Source organism: Bradyrhizobium sp. CCGUVB23 (assembly GCF_024199885.1).
Lineage (GTDB): Bacteria > Pseudomonadota > Alphaproteobacteria > Rhizobiales > Xanthobacteraceae > Bradyrhizobium.
Genome location: NZ_JANADQ010000001.1, coordinates 6,264,764 through 6,281,757 on the forward strand (window position 1 = coordinate 6,264,764; position 16,994 = coordinate 6,281,757).

Annotated in this window: 13 protein-coding genes; 8 read left to right on the forward strand and 5 right to left on the reverse strand. The window is 62.2% G+C overall.

The genetic code is table 11. The features are described from left to right. The first annotated feature begins 33 nt into the window (after positions 1 to 33). From NLN62_RS28890 to tarD, 4 genes are all read left to right on the forward strand, one after another. Positions 34 to 1,434, forward strand: a complete 1,401-nt coding sequence (locus NLN62_RS28890; RefSeq protein ID WP_027522468.1) for an amidase family protein — start codon at positions 34 to 36, stop codon at positions 1,432 to 1,434. A gap of 9 nt (positions 1,435 to 1,443) precedes the next feature. Then, positions 1,444 to 1,920 carry a glutathione peroxidase gene (locus tag NLN62_RS28895; RefSeq protein WP_027522467.1) on the forward strand — a complete coding sequence of 159 codons (477 nt, stop codon included), beginning with the start codon at positions 1,444 to 1,446 and terminating at the stop codon, positions 1,918 to 1,920. A gap of 11 nt (positions 1,921 to 1,931) precedes the next feature. Continuing rightward, positions 1,932 to 2,174: a DUF3297 family protein gene (locus tag NLN62_RS28900; RefSeq protein ID WP_029674077.1), complete on the forward strand. Its 243-nt coding sequence runs from the start codon at positions 1,932 to 1,934 to the stop codon at positions 2,172 to 2,174. A 139-nt stretch (positions 2,175 to 2,313) separates the two neighbouring features. Beyond that, positions 2,314 to 3,480 carry a D(-)-tartrate dehydratase gene (gene tarD, locus NLN62_RS28905; RefSeq protein ID WP_035661998.1) on the forward strand — a complete coding sequence of 389 codons (1,167 nt, stop codon included), beginning with the start codon at positions 2,314 to 2,316 and terminating at the stop codon, positions 3,478 to 3,480. 128 nt (positions 3,481 to 3,608) lie between these two features. On the opposite strand, the gene NLN62_RS28910 is transcribed toward tarD, so the two are convergent. Both NLN62_RS28910 and NLN62_RS28915 read right to left on the reverse strand, forming a co-directional pair. Then, positions 3,609 to 4,958 carry a malonyl-CoA decarboxylase gene (locus NLN62_RS28910; RefSeq protein ID WP_027522465.1) on the reverse strand — a complete coding sequence of 450 codons (1,350 nt, stop codon included), beginning with the start codon at positions 4,956 to 4,958 and terminating at the stop codon, positions 3,609 to 3,611. A gap of 237 nt (positions 4,959 to 5,195) precedes the next feature. Next, positions 5,196 to 5,993 (reverse strand): helix-turn-helix transcriptional regulator, encoded by a 798-nt coding sequence (locus NLN62_RS28915; protein WP_035661996.1) that lies wholly within the window; start codon positions 5,991 to 5,993, stop codon positions 5,196 to 5,198. Between the two features lie 64 nt (positions 5,994 to 6,057). Between NLN62_RS28915 and NLN62_RS28920 the strand changes: the two genes are divergently transcribed. Beyond that, positions 6,058 to 7,236 carry an MFS transporter gene (locus NLN62_RS28920; protein ID WP_027522463.1) on the forward strand — a complete coding sequence of 393 codons (1,179 nt, stop codon included), beginning with the start codon at positions 6,058 to 6,060 and terminating at the stop codon, positions 7,234 to 7,236. Positions 7,237 to 7,378: 142 nt separating this feature from the next. On the opposite strand, the gene NLN62_RS28925 is transcribed toward NLN62_RS28920, so the two are convergent. Together NLN62_RS28925 and NLN62_RS28930 are read right to left on the reverse strand one after the other, a co-directional pair. Next, the gene (locus NLN62_RS28925) at positions 7,379 to 9,154 is read right to left on the reverse strand and encodes an adenylate/guanylate cyclase domain-containing protein (RefSeq protein WP_245287994.1); all 1,776 of its coding nucleotides are present in this window, start codon (positions 9,152 to 9,154) and stop codon (positions 7,379 to 7,381) included. A gap of 238 nt (positions 9,155 to 9,392) precedes the next feature. Then, complete coding sequence (locus tag NLN62_RS28930; RefSeq protein ID WP_051389692.1) at positions 9,393 to 9,872, reverse strand: GNAT family N-acetyltransferase; 480 nt, start codon at positions 9,870 to 9,872, stop codon at positions 9,393 to 9,395. Between the two features lie 280 nt (positions 9,873 to 10,152). Here NLN62_RS28930 and NLN62_RS28935 point away from each other — a divergent pair, with 280 nt between their 5' ends. The 3 genes from NLN62_RS28935 to NLN62_RS28945 all read left to right on the forward strand — a co-directional run bounded on the left by NLN62_RS28935 (position 10,153) and on the right by NLN62_RS28945 (position 13,485). Then, positions 10,153 to 11,004, forward strand: coding sequence for a lipopolysaccharide assembly protein LapB (locus NLN62_RS28935; RefSeq protein WP_254111134.1), 852 nt, complete (start codon positions 10,153 to 10,155; stop codon positions 11,002 to 11,004). 618 nt (positions 11,005 to 11,622) lie between these two features. After that, entirely contained in the window at positions 11,623 to 11,880 is a 258-nt protein-coding gene (locus NLN62_RS28940) for an ABC transporter substrate binding protein (RefSeq protein WP_254111135.1), read from the forward strand. A 648-nt stretch (positions 11,881 to 12,528) separates the two neighbouring features. Next, complete coding sequence (locus NLN62_RS28945) at positions 12,529 to 13,485, forward strand: c-type cytochrome (protein WP_254111136.1); 957 nt, start codon at positions 12,529 to 12,531, stop codon at positions 13,483 to 13,485. A 337-nt stretch (positions 13,486 to 13,822) separates the two neighbouring features. Here the strand turns inward: NLN62_RS28945 and NLN62_RS28950 are convergent, their stop codons facing one another. Further along, entirely contained in the window at positions 13,823 to 16,984 is a 3,162-nt protein-coding gene (locus tag NLN62_RS28950; RefSeq protein ID WP_254111137.1) for an efflux RND transporter permease subunit, read from the reverse strand. Positions 16,985 to 16,994: the final 10 nt, after the last annotated feature.

Here is a 16,994-nt window from a genome sequence, read left to right on the forward strand (position 1 = left end):
GGCGCTAAAAGACCCGGTCACACGGAGCATGCCATGCAAGACCTCTGGCGCCTGTCGGCCGCCGACCTCGCCACTCTCATCCGGTCCAGGAAGGTTTCCGCCACCGAAGCCGCAAAGTCGGGACTTGCCCGGCTCGATGCCGTCAATCCCAAGCTGAATGCGGTGATCGACCACCGGCCGGAGGACGTGCTCAAGCAGGCGGCAGCGGTCGATGGCGCGATCGCCCGGGGCGAGGATCCGGGCCTCTTGGCCGGCGTACCCGTCACGGTGAAGGTCAATGTCGACCAGGAGGGTTTTGCCACCACGAACGGGCTGAAGATCCAGCGCGACGTCATCGCGAAGGCCGACAACCCCGTGGTCGCCAATTTGCGCAAGGCGGGCGCCGTCATTCTCGGCCGCACCAACTGCCCGGCCTTTTCCTATCGCTGGTTCACCACAAACCTGATCCACGGTGACACCAAGAATCCGCGCGATGCCTCGCTGACCCCGGGCGGCTCCTCGGGCGGGGCCGGATCGGCGGTAGCGGCCGGCATCGGCCACATTGCCCACGGCACTGATATCGCGGGCTCGATCCGCTACCCCGCCTATGCCTGCGGCGTGCACGGCTTGCGGCCGACCATGGGCCGGATTCCCGCCTTCAACGCGGCCCTGCCGGAGCGCCCGATCGGGCCGCAGATCAGCGCGGTCTCCGGGCCGCTGGCGCGCACCGTCAATGACCTGCGGATTTCGCTTGCCGCGATGGCGGCCCGTGACGTGCGCGACCCCTGGTGGGTGCCTGCGCCGCTCGAAGGACCGGCGATGCCCAAGCGCGCGGCGCTGTGTCTCAATCCGGATGGGCTCGCGACCGCACCGGAAGTGACGGCCGCGCTCAGAGACGCCGGCAAGCGGCTGGAGCGGGCAGGCTGGACGGTGGAGGTGATCGAGAACACCCCGCCGATGCGGGAAGCTGCTGAATGGCAGACGAAGCTGTGGCTTGGCGACGGTTATGAGGCGGCGGTGGAAGCCGCCGAGCGCGAGGGCGATCCCGGCGCGCTCGCCTGCCTGCGCGGCAACCGCGCCAAGGTCACCCCGTTCGACCAGGCGGCCTATGCCAAGGCGCTGATGCGCCGGGCGACGCTGACGCGCGAATGGATGCTGTTCTTCGAAAAATACGCGGTGGTGCTGACGCCGGTCTCCGGCGAATTGCCGTTTCCTGACCATCTCGATCGCAAGGACGAGGCGTCCTTCAAGCGGGTCTGGGATGCGCAATTGCCGCAGATCGCGATTCCTTTCATGGGACTGCCGGGCCTCGTGGTCTCCACCGGTCTCGTCGGCAAGGCGCCGGTCGGTGTGCATGTCGTCTCCGGCCGTTATCGGGAGGACCTCTGCCTGCTCGCCGGCGAGGCGATCGAGGCGGGCGGCGTGCCGCCGTCACCGATCGATCCCGTGGGCTAAAGGACAACGATGTCGGCGATCTACGATTTCTCGGCCAACTCGCTTCTCGGCGAGGAAGTGCCGCTGCGACGCTTCGAGGGACAGGTGCTGCTGATCGTCAACACGGCGAGCAAATGCGGCTTCACCCCGCAATATCGCGGGCTCGAGGACTTGCACCGCGACCTCAGTCCGCGTGGCTTCACGGTGCTCGGCTTTCCCTGCAACCAGTTTGGCGGCCAGGAGCCGGGCAAGGCAAGCGAGATCCAGGAGTTCTGCTCGACCAATTACGACGTCACCTTTCCGCTATTCGCCAAGATCGACGTCAACGGCGCCAATGCGCATCCCCTCTATGAGTACCTGAAACGTCAGCAATCCGGCCTGTTAGGTGCCTCCATCAAATGGAATTTCACGAAATTCCTGGTGGACCGTGCAGGCAAGGTGGTGGCGCGTTATGCGCCGACCGCGCGGCCCGAGGGGCTGCGCCAACAAATCGAGACACTGTTGTGAGCGAGACAATCATGAGCGACGAATTCCCGGACCGCCTGTCGGTCGATCCGAACAGCCCGTATTACAACGCCGATATCCTGGCGCGCGACGTCGGTATCCGCTTCAAGGGCATCGAGAAGACCAATGTCGAGGAATATTGCATCAGCGAGGGCTGGGTCCGCGTCACCGCCGGCAACGCCAAGGACCGCCACGGCAACCCGCTGACCATCAAGGTGCACGGTCCCGTTGAGCCGTATTTCAGGGATAAGAAATAAGCTCGGCGCGTTCTATCCGCTCGTCATTGCGAGGAGCGAAGCGACGAAGCAATCCAGAATCCTTCCGCGGAGACAGTCTGGATTGCTTCGCTTCGCTCGCAATGACGAGGTTCCTATCAAGCAATGAAGGCTGAGACCCATGGTCCGCATCGTCGACGTCCGCGAGATCACCAAGCCGATCTCCTCGCCGATCCGTAACGCCTATATCGATTTCACCAAGATGACGACGAGCCTGGTCGCCGTCGTCACCGACGTCGTGCGTGACGGCAAGCGTGTCGTCGGCTACGGCTTCAACTCCAACGGCCGTTACGGGCAGGGCGGGCTGATCCGCGAGCGCTTCGCCTCGCGTATCCTCGAGGCCGATCCGAAGTCGCTGCTTGATGCAGCCGGCGACAATCTCGACCCGGACAAGGTCTGGACCGCGATGATGACCAACGAGAAGCCCGGCGGCCATGGCGAGCGCTCTGTCGCGGTCGGCACCATCGACATGGCAGTGTGGGATGCGGTGGCGAAGATCGCTGGTAAGCCGCTGTTTCGCCTGCTCGCCGAGCGTCACGGCGTCAAGGCCAATCCGCGCGTGTTCGTCTACGCTGCCGGCGGCTACTACTATCCCGGCAAGGACCTCTCGATGCTACGCGGCGAGATGCGCGGCTATCTCGATCGCGGCTACAACGTCGTCAAGATGAAGATCGGCGGCGCGCCAATCGAGGAGGATCGCACGCGCATCGAAGCGGTGCTGAAGGAGATCGGCAAGGACGCGCAGCTCGCGGTCGATGCCAACGGCCGCTTCGATCTGGAGACCGCGATCGCCTACGCCAAAATGCTGCGGGACTATCCGCTGTTCTGGTACGAGGAGGCGGGCGATCCCCTCGACTATTCGCTGCAGGCTGCACTCGCAGAATTTTATCCGGCAGCGATGGCGACCGGCGAAAACCTGTTTAGCCACCAGGACGCTCGCAACCTGATCCGCCATGGCGGCATGCGGCCCGATCGCGACTGGCTGCAATTCGACTGCGCGCTCTCCTACGGCCTCTGCGAATACCAGCGCACGCTGCAAGTTCTGAAGACCCATGGCTGGTCGCCCAGCCGCTGCATCCCGCATGGTGGCCACCAGATGTCACTCAACATCGCAGCCGGCCTCGGCCTTGGCGGCAATGAAAGCTACCCCGATCTGTTCCAGCCCTATGGCGGCTTCCCCGACGGCGTGCGCGTCGAGAACGGCCACATCACCATGCCGGACCTCCCGGGCATCGGATTCGAGGGCAAGTCGGATCTCTATCAGGAGATGAAGGCGCTGGCGGAGTAGCCCGGCTGTGGCAACACATTCCGTCATTGCGAGCGCAGCGAAGCAATCCAGGATCTCTCCGCTGATGCGGTCTGGATTGCTTCGTCGCAAGGGCTCCTCGCAATGACGGCGTGGGGAGAAGGTGCGTCCTACGACAGCCGCATATCCAGCAGCCGCCGTTCGCCCTTGAGCAGCTTCTTCACCGCGCTCGATGCGACGACCGTGCCGTCGTTGGCATAGGCCTCGTGGTTCTTCTCGATGTCGTCGAGGCGGTAGAGATAGTTGACCATGACGCCGGCGGATTCGCGCAGGCCCTTGGGCGAGAGGTCTCCGAGCCAGTTGATGCGCTCGAGCCGGGCGCCGTTGCCGAGATGGAAGCGGGCGACCGAGTCGATCAGCCGGCCCTTCGACGTGCGCGCCTTCAGGAAATAATAGGCGGCGAGCGGCTCGATCACGGCGCGCAGCTGCGCGGTCAGCTCCGCATTATCGAACCATTTCGGCTCGTCGAGATGCTTCAGCATTTCGCGATCTTCGTCCGACAACGGCAGGTCCTTGTCCTGCTTCAGCCATGGCATGAAGCCCGGCACCGGCGACAGCGTCACGAAGGTGTCGAGCTTGGGCAGCTCGCGGCGCAGCTCCTCGACGACCTGCTTGATGAGGAAGCTGCCGAAGGAAATGCCCCCTAAGCCCCGCTGGGTGTTCGAGATCGAGTAGAACACGGCGGTGCGCGCGCGTTCGATCGGCACCGGCTCGCGGTCGACCGCGAGCAGCGGCGCGATGGCGCCGGGGATCGTCTCTGTCAGCGCCACCTCGACGAAGATCAGGGGTTCGTCGACCAACGCCGGATGGAAGAAGGCGTAGCAGCGGCGGTCGACCGGATCGATACGGCGGCGCAAATCGTCCCAGTCGCTGATCTCGTGCACGGCTTCGTAGCGGATGATCTTTTCGAGGATGTTGGCCGGTGTCGACCAGTCGATCCTGCGCAGCACGAGAAACCCCCTGTTGAACCACGAACTCAAGAGATGCACGACGTCGCGATCGAGCGCGGCGAGATCAGTGTGCCCGTTCATCATACCGAGCAGGTCGGCGCGCATGGCCACGAGATCGCCGGTGCCGCCGGGCGCACGATTGAGGCGGCGGATCAGTTCCTGCCGCCGCGGCTCCGAAGCGAAATGCAGGTCGCTGGCGTCCTCGTCGCTCGGCTGGGTGCGCCATTTCTCGACCGTCTGGGCAAGCTTCTCGCGGTCCGGGCCGAAATCGCGCACCAGCGCCGCGAAGAAGGCGCGGCGTCCGGTCGCATCGAGGTCCTGATAGTGGTCGAGCACCTCGCGCGCCATCGCGGTGCCCGAGGCCTCGCCTCGGCCCGACAGCAGCGCCTCGCAGAGCTCGATCAGGCCGTCGGCGTCCTGTCTTGTGTCCGAGGCGTCACCGCGGCGAAGCAGCGTGCGGCCGCGCTCGGAGATGGTGGTGAGCAGGTCGGAGAAAAAGGCGTTGGCCATCTGGGCTTTTCGAATCCGGTTTGTGCAGTGCAGAAGCTTACACGGGATTTAGGCGGAAGCCGATCACAATCAAGCGCTGGCAATGCGCCAAGTGAAGCGATGCTATGCCGCCAAGGGGAAACTGTCATGCCCCGCGAAGGCGGGGCATCCAGTACGCCGCGGCCTATCGGTTCAATCACTGCCGTCTCTGGAATACTGGATTGCCCGCTTTCGCGGGCAATGACAGCGTGCTCGTGGTCAATCCTTCCGCGCAAACTCCGTCGGCGTCCGTCCCGTGACCTGGCGGAAGGCGGCGGAGAAGGCGGGGACGCTGGCATAGCCGAGCTGGGCGGCGAGCTGCTTGACCGAGACTTCGGCATCTGTCGACAGTCTTTCGATCGCGGCCGCGATGCGGGCACGCTGGCACCAGCTCTTGAAGCTGAGCTGCGTCTCGGAGGAAAACAGCCGTGACAGCGTGCGCGCGGAGGTTCCGACCTCGTGCGCGAGCGCCTCGATCTCATGGTTCCCGGTCGGATCGTCCAGCACGATCAGGGCGGCGCGCCTGCAGCGCGGCTCGCGCGGCAGCGGCACGAAGGTCGCGGAATCTTCGGCCTGGTGCAGTTCCAGCATCACCAGGCGAACCAGCAGCTCGGTGCGCTCCGACGTATTACGAGAATCGAAGAGCGCCAGGATCGCCTGGTGCAGCAGCGGCGACACCCGCACCACGAACTCCTTGGTGAGCCCCTTGGCGCGCTGCTCGCGCTTCAGCCAGGGCAGGTCGAAATAGAGGGTGCGCATCTCGATGTCTGCGAGCACGTCGATGGCGTGTTCGAGGTGGGCCGGGACCCAGACCGCGCGATCCGGCGGCACCAGCCAGCGTCCCTTTGGCGTGGTCACCTGCATCGTGCCTTTTGCGGCATAGACGAGCTGCGCCTCGCGGTGCATGTGCGGGTCGAGCCGCAGGCCCTTGGGGTAGTCGCGCGCGACGAGATGCACGCCCGCGGTCGAGCGGTGGCTTCCGCGCACTTCCCGAATTGGCGTTTCGACGACAGTCATTGGCGGCATCCCGTCATGGCTCCGACATATAACCGATTTCGGGATAGGAGAGGATTCGCACGTCATGAATAGTCCTGGCCGGGTGATCGGTTTCGTTAACGCCGCCCATTTTATCGATCACTATGCGATGCTGATCTTCGCCGCCGCCGTGATCATCATGGGGCCGGCGCTCGGCATGGCCTATTCCGAGCTGCTGCCTTACGCGACGCCGGGTTTCATCGCCTTCGGCGCGGGATCGCTGCTCACCGGTTGGCTCGGCGACCGCTGGAGTCGCCGCCACATGATGGTGATCTTCTTCATCGGCATCGGCGCCTCGATGATCTCGGTCGGCTTCGTGCAGACGCAGGTCGAGCTCGGCGCGGCGCTGCTCGCGATCGGCATCTTCGCCTCGATTTACCATCCCGTCGGCACCGCGATGATCGTGTCCTATGCCGACAGACTCGGCCGCGAGATGGGACTGAACGGCGTCTGGGGCAATCTCGGCGTTGCGTCGTCCGCACTGGTCACCGGCGTGATCGGGCAATATCTCGGCTGGCGCTTTGCCTTCATTGTTCCGGGGCTCGTCACGGTGCTGATCGGCATCGCCTTCGCGATGACCGTCGTGCATGAGGATCGCAAGGGCAGCAGGCAGGCGGCCGCGCAGGCGCGCGTCGCCAAGCAGGACATGTGGCGCGTGGTCCTTGCGCTGCTGATCGTCGTGATCGCGATCTCGACGACATTCAATGCGGTCACGGTGGCGCTGCCAAAGTTGTTTGCGGAGCGGCTCGCCGATCTCACCAGGAGCCCGGCGCTGTTAGGGGGCATCGCAGCCTGTGTCTACGTGTTCGGCGCGATGACGCAGTACACGATCGGCCGGCTGCTCGATCATTATTCGCTGAAGACGGTGGCGTTGCCGCTGTCCTTCATGCTGGCGCCGTTCCTGTATCTCGCGGCGAGCCTGTCCAACCTGCCGCTGATCGTGGTCTCGATCGGCATCGTCATGGGCGCGTTCGGGCAGGTCACGGTGAACGACGCCATGGTCGGCAAGTACACCACCGAGGAATGGCGCTCGCGCGCCTATGCGGTGCGCTATTTCGTCGGCTTCACCGCGGCCGGCGCGTCCGTTGGCCTGGTCGCCTGGCTCTACGAGCAGGGCGGTTTCGTCACCATGCTGCGCGCCTTCGCCGCGCTCTGCCTGCTCGCCATCGCCGCTGCGATCATCCTGCCGCGCGAGATCCGCACCCCGTTCTCGCAGGCCACCTGAGGCGTGCCACGCCGGCGACGTTCGCTGGCTGATCCGGTTACCCCTCAATGGCGGCCATACCGAGCACTTCGGGAATCGACGTGACGAGCCAAAACCGGAAGTAGCCACTCGGCGGTTCGACATTTGACAACCTCTGTGTCACTCATTCGGGAAGCCCTGCTTTACGCAGACCCTCGATAAATATCTGGAGCTTCGACGAACTGGTGCGGGCCACCCATTCAGCGATGCGAAAACCGGGTTCGAGCTCAAGCATGCGGGCAACTGCCTCTTTCGCTTCTGCTTCGCGTCCGAGATGCGCCAAGGCCACCGCGAGGCAGCGATAGACCATCGAAGAAACGTGGTTCCTGCGAAGGGCTTTCCTTGCAAACTCGACCGCCTCGTCGAAGCGCCGAAGGTCAATGCAGGCAATGCCCATTCCCGTGAACATCAGGAAAATCCAGGGGTCGACGGGGCTCAGGCGGATGGCGCGCTCGATACTCCGGAGTGCTTCGTCAGGCTGCCCAATATGCCGATAAGTCAAGCCTCTCCTGTGCCATGCATTCGCTGAATTTGGATTGAGAGCGACGGCCCGGTCCACCAGTTCGATAGCAGCGTCGATATCGCCAGAGAAAGCCGTTACGCGACCAGCGATGGCCAGCGCCTCCGGGTCATTCTCGTCAACACTGAGTGCCAGTCGCGAAAGCCGCGCCGCTTCTTCAATCGTTGACTTCGGATCGATGGCCCATCCATGACTGATATTGTGAAGATGGCAGCTTGCTGCAAACGACGCCGCAGCACCATACCGAGAGTCGATCTCCAAGGCACGATACAACAGCTGGAGGGCCTCTGCTGAGCCCTCGCGGGTACCAGAATAAAGCCGTGGTGCGGCTCGGAGATAGAGGTCATAAGCGCTGAGGTTGTCTGGCCGCCGTCGCGTCGCCAGTTCGATTTCAGCCTGCAACAATCTCGGCGCGATTGCGGAGACAACCCTCTCCGTCATCTGGTCTTGAAGAGCAAAGATATCGCTTAGGTCGCCTTCAAAGCGATCCGCCCAAAGGTGGGACCCGATCGCCGCATCGATCAATTGGCCGGTAATGCGGATTTTTCCGGCAGCTTTACGGACACTACCTTCAAGAACGTAGCGGACGCCAAGCTCGCGCCCGACCTGTTTGATATCGACGGCTCTGCCCTTGTACGCAAAACTCGAATTACGCGCGATGACGAACAGCGCCTTGAACCGCGAGAGCGCTGTCGTGATCTCTTCGACCATTCCGTCAGCAAAATACTCCTGCTCCGGATCGCCGCTCATGTTCTGGAACGGCAGAACCGCGATAGAGGGCTTGTCGGGAAGAACGAGAGTTTGACTAGTCTCGGCCGATGGTTTCGTCGGCGGTACCAAAGAAGAGTCGGCATCAATCCGACAACGCCAGGCACGCATGGGTTCAGCAATATTCTTCAGCGTTTGCGGTCCCATATCCTCGAGAGCAAGATCGACCTTGCCGCGGATCTGCCGGTGGGCATCATCGGAAATGCAGATGCCGCCGGGCTCTGCTAGTCCTTCCAGACGCGCCGCGATGTTGACGCTGTCGCCAAATATGTCGTTTTCATCGACGATAATGTCGCCGACGTGAACACCGATCCGAAATTCAATCCTCTTGTGCCGTGCTACGTCGATATTTTGAGCAGCCATACCGCGTTGGACTTCGGCGGCGCACCGGGCTGCGTCGACCGCGCTGGCAAATTCGACCAGCATGCCGTCGCCCGTCGTCTTGACGATGCGGCCTCGATGCGCGGCGATGGAGGGATCGAGTAGCGTCTTTCGGAGCGATTTCAGGTTGGCGAGCGTGCGTTCCTCATCGAGGCCCATCAGACGGCTATAACCGGCCACGTCTGCCGCCAGCACCGCCGCCAGTCGCCTTTCCACACGCTCGCTGCTCAATATCAACCCCATATTCCGGGGGAATGATGACTACATAGCAGAAATTGTAGGCCGATGTCTGGCTAGACCCATGTCCGATCAGGCTAGGACATGTCCGAAACGGGGCAATCGCGTCGATATGGCCACGCCCCCCGCTCTCTCGTCCGCCACGCACAGCACCGGACATCACCACATTCGTCCGAGAGCCGTCTGCTGGTCGCGAGAGCCAGAGGCGCACGGGGCCGGCCGGCGCTGCGCATCATGTCTCGCGAGGGATCACGTACAATAGATGAGGCAGTATGATTTCCGGCGAGAAGAAAAATGGTACTTCGCCGATCCTGATGGCTCCCATCCGCTCATAAAACCCTTCCGCTGAGGGTTCGGCAGAGATCATGAGGGCGCCGGCTTTTATCTCTTTTGCGCGAGCTACAGCCGCCCGGAAAAGAACTCGACCAATCCCGCGTTTCCAATGCGCCGGGTCAACAAAAAGGTGGTGAAGCTGCGCAATTCCTTGCAGCGCGGTCGGCGTCACCGAGACAACGCCGACGACTTCGCTGGAGCTATCTCGTGCCACCCGAACAAAATCCCCACTAATCAATGGTAGAGTGATCGTAAGCGCGGGTATCGATCGGTCGATGAACGCTTCGTCGTAGCCCGCATGCATCGTGGCGCGCACACAGAGGCGCGTTAGCTCACGTTGTTCGTCGGGCTTGGCCCCTCGCACCGTAAAGATGTCCACCGCACAACCTTCCGTTTCCCAGCCGTAAGCTTAATTGAATTGAGCATCGCTTGCGGACGACACATTCAAGGCTCTGGTCCAGGGCAGCAGCGCGAGCGTCAACCTGTTCCTCAACGGCTGGCGCAAACAGGACGCCACGCTCTGTGACAGGGCGATCGAGCTGAGTGCGAGTGCCACGAATTATGGCATCTTGATCAGGCGCAATGGAATATCCGGTATCGTCGACTGCTGGAGGTCGCGGTACCAGGAGTGCCGCCGCGCCGGCACGGAAGGAAAGCGGTTGGCGCGTTTAGCTGGCGACGTTTACACCTTTGTTCTGTTCAACGTTCTTGAATCAATCGCGCTCATTTATCTGGGGGAATGGCGCGAATTGCGACGTGAAATCACGGCCGGCCTCGAACTGGCCATCAGGAACGCGAACGGCCCCAGCAGCGCATTGTGCCGGCTGACGCTTGCGTGGTTGCACGTCGAAGCGATGGAGTTTGATGGAGCCCGGGAGATCTGCGAAAGCGTCGACGATGGTCTGCTGGTCGGCGATCAATCGACATACTTCCACAAGCGGGCCGTCCTTGCGAAGGCCTATGTCGGCCTGAACGATCCGTCGGGAGCTCGCAGGCAATTTGACGATATTGAGCGCCGCAGGCATGAAGAAGGCATCGACATCGAATTTACCGCCGCGACGCAGGTGTATCCTTGCCTTGGCGAATATTACTTGCAGGTTGACGACTATACGCAGGCTCAGAGCTGTGCACGTCAGCTCCACGACTATGTGGCAACGGCTCCAGATCTCAATCACCTGGCCCAGGCCCACGGACTGCTCGCGCGTACTGCGCTTGCCTTGGGTGATTCAGCGGAGGCTCGGTTGCACCTGTCCCGCGCGCTGGAGATCGTCGACAGGGCCGACTTCCCGATTGCTTCCTGGCGGGTGTACCGCACTGCCGCCGAGATCTTCGCGAAGTACGGAGACGTCGACAGGGCGGCCACGTATCGCTTGCGATTTGTCGAGACTGTCCGAAGGCTCGCGCAAAATTTCGAACCCGAGGATCGGCTGCACAAGAGCTTGCTCGCTGTGTTAGCAACGCGAACAGCGCAACTGGAAGCGATGACCTCGCTGCCGTCGCGGCCCGCTTAGCCGACGGGGCTTGCCGACGCGTTTGAGAACGACGTCCTCGATACCGGCTGGCGGGTTGTACGTCGCTTTGGAAGTACCGCCAAAGCGAACGTCGGCTCCGCATCCAAAGTGCACGCGCATCATCCGCACTTGATGTCTGCTTTCGGCCCTTTTCGGGCATGGTGCCATGTCCGACTTGAATCCGATATGCGCACGAAAGCAGACGTCTAGCCGCGCCCTTCAAATTTATGGGGTCGCGCCCTACGCCGTAGGCGTGGTCCGGGAAGGTGCGCAGCGGTTTTCTCTCGCGACGTCGTCCCAAATCAGTGTTTTGTCGGACGCCGCCAACCTTCCACCAGCGTAATTGTGCCAGCAGCCACCACTGCAATAACGACGACAGTGGCGAGGGCCTCGATCGAGGCCAAGGTCTCGTACCATTTGTTCCAAAGCTCAAGCATGCGCTGGCCTTTATCGAGAGCGCACCCACGATCGGTAAGATCCGCTCTCAAAAGGACGAGCCTTTGCGACAAAAAACAATGCCACCTATCGTCGCGCGGGTTTTGACCGCGCGGCAACATGACCTAAGCGCCATCGATACGCAGGCCGCTATCTCGGGCGCCGTGGGTTGCCGAGCTCGCAGTGCGCTACCAACTGCCGGCGGTGTCTTTCGTTCGCGATTTCGCAGATCAGGGCGGCCTGCTGAGCTATGGGTCCGACGAGGCCGATGCGTACCGGAAGGCCGCAACCTACGTCGATGAGATCCTGAAAGGTGCCAAGGCCGCCAACCTGTCCGTGCAGCAGCCGACGAAGTTCCAGCTCGCAATCAATGTGAGGACAGCGAAGGCGCTCGGCCTATGTGCCGCAATCGGAGCTCGCCCGCGCCGACGACGTGATTGAATGAAGCACTTCACGATAAGTCGTGTGGCCAAGAGTGGGCCGAGAGTAAGTCCCGTTCTCATTGAGATCACCTGGATCGTTCTCGGCTGCCAATCTGTTCCCATAGGGCTGGTGGGCACTGTCCGTATTTAGCCCCTAGTGTCCTAAATTCATGATATTGTCTTAATGCGCCGTCTGTCCGGGAGGACACAATGGGATGGTTTGACCGGCTGTTTGGAAGGACCCCGGGGCCCACTAGCCAACTTTTTGCTAGATTTAGACGGAAATCACGAGCACCGACTGATCCTGATCTTCTGAAGATTGCAAAAGACCGAAAAGGGCATGTCTCACGGAAAGCTGTGAGAGATGAATATAATCGGCTGGTTTTGGAGAAGTACGCGCACGATAAGGCGTGATCTCAAATCTCACCTAGTGGTGCCACTGCTTGGCACCCAACCTTTTTGTGTGCCCGCCTCAGTGGGCGGCCTCTTTCTAATGTCGCTTGTAGGACCTTCGGCGAAGTCCAGCTTGGCTGCGAGGTGGCTGATCGGGGTTCGACCCACGGCGGACGTAGGCAGTTTCCTCCTACGGGCTCAGGATTCGAAGTTGTTCTAGCCGACATCATGTAATGCTTTTTTTGGATCAGGCGTCAGAAAGGTGAGGGACAAGATGCGCATGCTCGCTGCTATCTTACTGTTGCCCATTGCCGCGCTCGCCGTTCAACCGGCACGAAGCGAAGGTCCGCCCGCGTGGGCCTATCCGGTCAATCCGCCCGACTTCAAACCGGTGTCCGACGACGGCAAGCCACGATCGGTACCGGACAGCCGCGCGTCCTATACGGTTCCGCAAACCCGAGATCTATTTCTGGCGCCGGTCTGGCATCCCGAAGACCACGCTGCGCTTCCCGATATCGTTGCGCACGGTAGGAAGCCCGACGTGTTCGCTTGCGGTTTTTGTCATAGGGCGAATGGTCAAGGTGGTCCGGAAAATGCTGACCTCGCCGGACTGCCAGCTACCTACATCGTTCAACAGCTGGCGGACTACAAAAGCGGAATGAGAACAACGGCGGTGCAAAATCGCGTTCCGCAAACGCTGATGATCTCGCTCGCGAAAAGCGCAACTGATTCCGAAATCGCGTCAGCGGCGGCGTATTTTTCCTCACTAAGCCCGCGCGACCGCATCCGCGTCGTGGAAACGGATGTCGTGCCGAAGACTTTCGTCGCCGGATGGTTCCTCGCCGATCTTGGTAATGGTGAGAAGGAGCCGATCGGAAGCCGTATTATCGAGGTGCCCGAAGATCTCGCGCAGTTCGAGAATCGTGATAGCCGCGCCAGGTTCATTGCCTATGTACCGCCCGGCGCGGTTAAAAAAGGAGAAGCGCTGGTCGCGAGCGGCGGCGGCAAGACGGTGTCGTGCGGCGTTTGCCATGGGCCAGCGCTGCACGGGCTCGGCCCGATCCCGCCCCTGGCGGGCCGTTCGCCGAGTTATGTCACCCGTCAGCTGTACGAGTTTCAGCACGGACAGCGGACCGGAGCATGGAGCCCATTGATGTCCAATGTCGTCACTAACTTGACCGAGGATGATCTGATTTCGATCAGCGCCTATCTGGCGTCGCTAAAACCCTAGCGCGGCCTAGCAATCAAACGTCGCTCAGTATCGTCGGCGAAGTATCCGCCGTGTCGCGGGCATCCAATCCCGCAACGTCATGAACAGCCGCGATGTCGCATGTTGGCCCTTTTTCGGGCACGGCGCGATGACAATTCAACCTAAAGCCGCGCTTTAGGGCCTGATGGGATCAGATCGGGCTTGATCGTCCGGTACTTGCTACGATGATGCCATTATGCCCCTGATTTGCCCGACGTGTCAAACGATTTCGTAAAATACGAAGTGCCTCATGCCGGCATCATGGGCTACTTTGCATGGGGTTGTTTTCGACATTTTTGCCCGTGGAGAGGGCGAACGCCTAAGACTTTACTTCCGTGGCCGGCTGCCCATGGGGTGTCCGCTTCTTGCGCGATGCACGCCAGTTCTCAAAACGCTGCACCACCACGAAGAAGGCCGGCACGAACAGCACCGCGAGGCAGGTCGAGGCGAGCATGCCCGAGAACACGGTGATGCCGATCGACTTGCGGGCGCTGGCGCCGGCGCCGGTTGCGAGCACCAGCGGCACGACGCCGAGGATGAAGGCGAACGACGTCATCAGGATCGGCCGGAAGCGGGCGCCTGCCGCTTCGATCGCGGACTCCAGCAGCGGCTTGCCGTCGCGGACGTGCAACTCGAGGCCGACCTCGACGATCAGGATGGCGTTCTTGGCCGACAGCGCGATCAGCAGGATCAGGCCGATCTGGCAATACAGGTTGTTGTCGATCTTGAGGCCGTTGAGCACCAGCATCGGCCCGATCAGCGACAGCGGCACCGCGAGGATCACCGAGATCGGCGCGTACCAGCTCTCATACTGGCCGCAGAGCACGAGATAGACCAGCAGCATGGCGAGGCCGAACACCCAGTAGATCTGGTTCGAGACCGCCTTCTCCTGATAGGACATCGCGGTCCATTCGAAGCCGGTGCCGGGCGGCAGCGTCTTGTCCGCGATCTCCTCCATCAATTGCAGGGATTCGCCGGAGGAGTAGCCCTGCGCGGGCAGGCCGACGATGGTCGAGGAGGGATAGAGATTGTAAAGACTGATCAGCGACGGACCCGTGGCCGGCGTGATCGTGGCGACGGTGCCGATCGGGATCATGTCGCCGTTCGAGTTGCGCACCTGCATGTTGGCAATGTCGCGCTCAGTGACGCGGAACGCCGGGTCGGCCTGCGTATAGACCTGGAACACACGGCCGAACTTGTTGAACTGGTTGACGTAGGACGAGCCGAGATAGGTCGACAGCGCCGAAAACACCTGGTCCGTCGTCACGTGCAGGGTCTGGGTCTTGATGCGGTCGATCTCGACGTTGAATTGCGGCACCGACGAGCGGAACGACGAGGAGACACGCTGCAGCGCGCTCTGGCTCTGGGCGTTAGAGACCATCGCGCTGGTGATCGCCTGGAGTTTTGCAAAGTCGCTGTTACCGTCGCGCAGCTCGATCTGCATCGAGAAGCCGGCCGCGTTGCCGATGCCCTGGATCGGCGGCGGCGGCAGCACCAGCGTGCGCGCCTCCATGATGGTCGCGACCCTGTCGTTCAGGCCATACACCAGCGAGCGCAGATCCTCGCCTTTGCCGCGCGCGTCCCAGTCCTTCAGGATGATGTAGGCGACGCCGGCATTTGCAAGGCTCGCGCTGTTGTCGAGCGCCGAGATGCCGGCGATGGTGATGACCTGCTGGACGCCCGGCGTGTCCTTGATGAGCTCGCTGGCCTTGTCGAGCACACTCTGGGTTCGCTCGAGCGAGGCGCCGTCGGGCAGTTGCACGGCGGCGATCAGATAGCCCTGGTCCTCGATCGGCAGGAAACCGGTCGGCACCCGTGACAGGCCGTAGCCGCCGATCCCGATGAGGACCAATGCAATCGCGACCGAGACCGTGGCGTTCCTCACGAGGGTTCCGATCAGCCGGGTATAGCCGCGTTCGACGCGGTTATAGACGGCGTTGAAGCCGCGATAGAAGAAGTTGCGCTGCTCCTGCGGCACCGTCGGCCGCAGCCAGAGCGCGCACTGTGTCGGCTTCAGCGTCGCCGCGTTGATGGCGCTGAGCAGCGCAGTCGCGGCAATCACCAGCGCGAATTGCGAATAGATGCGGCCGGTGAGGCCTGCGAGGAACGACGCCGGCAGGAACACCGAGATCAGCACGAGAGTAATGCCGACGATCGGCGCGAACAGCTGGTCCATCGCCCGGATCGCGGCGTCGTGGCCGTTCATTCCCTGCTCGATATTGTGGGCGGCGCCTTCGACCACGACGATCGCGTCGTCGACCACGATGCCGATCGCGAGCACGATCGCAAACAGCGTCGACATGTTGATGGTGAAGCCGAGCGCGGCCATCGCGGCGAAGGCACCGATGATGGTCACCGGCACGGTCGTCGCCGGCACCAGCATCGCGCGCCAATCCTGCAGGAACACCAGGATCACGACCAGCACCAAGAGGCCGGCCTCGATCAATGTCATGTAGACCTCGTGCACGGAGGCCTGCACGAATTTGGTGGTGTCGAACGGCGTGTCGTATTTGATGCCTTCCGGGAATCGCTTGGCGAGCTCCGCCATCTTCCTTTCGACGGCCTGCTCGACCTGCAGCGCGTTGGCGCCGGGCGACTGGAATACGCCGATGCCGGTGGCGGGCTGCTTGTTGAGCGAGAAGATCTGGCTGTAGGTCTGCGCACCCAGCTCCACCCAGCCGACGTCGCGCACGCGCGTGACGTCGCCGCTGGTGCCGGTCTTGACGATGATGTTCTCGAACTGGGTGGGGTCGTCGAGCCGTCCGTTGACGTTGAGGGTGTACTGGAACGCCTGACCCGGCGGCGTCGGCGGCGCGCCGACCTGGCCGGCCGACACCTGCTGGCTCTGCTGCTGGATCGCGTTGATGACATCCTGCGGCACCAGATCGCGGGCCAGCAGCTTGTTGGGATCGAGCCAGACCCGCATCGAATACTGGCCGGCGCCGAACACCGTGACGTTGCCGACGCCGGGCAGGCGCGAGAGTTCGTCGCGGATGTTGATGGTGGCGTAGTTGCTCAAAAAAAGGCTGTCGAACCTGGAGTCCGGCGAGGTCAGCGTCACGAACAGGAGGATCGAGGTCGACCGCTTCTGCACGGTGACGCCCTGGTTCTGCACGGCCTGCGGCAATTGCGACAGAGCACTGGAGACGCGGTTCTGCACCAGCACCTGCGCGAAGTTGAGGTCGGTGCCGATCTTGAAGGTCACGGTCAGCGTGTAGGTGCCGTCGGAGCCGCTGTAGGACTGCATGTAGAGCATGTCCTCGACGCCGTTGACCTGTTGCTCGATCGGCAGCGCCACGGTGTCGATCACCGTCTTGGCGCTGGCGCCGGGATAGCGCGTGGTGACCTGCACCGTGGGAGGCACCACGTCGGGATATTGCGCGATCGCCAGATTGAACAGCGCGACGCCGCCGATCAGGATCATCAGGAGCGCGATGACGTTCGAGAGGACCGGCCGCTCGATGAAGAATTTTGAGATCATGGCCGGCAGC

Excerpts from the sequence above, each read along its gene's own strand:
- NLN62_RS28950 (WP_254111137.1), bottom strand. The coding sequence starts at position 16,984 with ATGATCTCAAAATTCTTCATCGAGCGGCCGGTCCTCTCGAACGTCATC.
- NLN62_RS28920 (WP_027522463.1), top strand. The coding sequence starts at position 6,058 with ATGAATAGTCCTGGCCGGGTGATCGGTTTCGTTAACGCCGCCCATTTT.
- NLN62_RS28910 (WP_027522465.1), bottom strand. The coding sequence starts at position 4,958 with ATGGCCAACGCCTTTTTCTCCGACCTGCTCACCACCATCTCCGAGCGC.
- NLN62_RS28915 (WP_035661996.1), bottom strand. The coding sequence starts at position 5,993 with ATGACTGTCGTCGAAACGCCAATTCGGGAAGTGCGCGGAAGCCACCGC.
- NLN62_RS28890 (WP_027522468.1), top strand. The coding sequence starts at position 34 with ATGCAAGACCTCTGGCGCCTGTCGGCCGCCGACCTCGCCACTCTCATC.
- tarD (WP_035661998.1), top strand. The coding sequence starts at position 2,314 with ATGGTCCGCATCGTCGACGTCCGCGAGATCACCAAGCCGATCTCCTCG.
- NLN62_RS28895 (WP_027522467.1), top strand. The coding sequence starts at position 1,444 with ATGTCGGCGATCTACGATTTCTCGGCCAACTCGCTTCTCGGCGAGGAA.
- NLN62_RS28945 (WP_254111136.1), top strand. The coding sequence starts at position 12,529 with ATGCGCATGCTCGCTGCTATCTTACTGTTGCCCATTGCCGCGCTCGCC.
- NLN62_RS28900 (WP_029674077.1), top strand. The coding sequence starts at position 1,932 with ATGAGCGACGAATTCCCGGACCGCCTGTCGGTCGATCCGAACAGCCCG.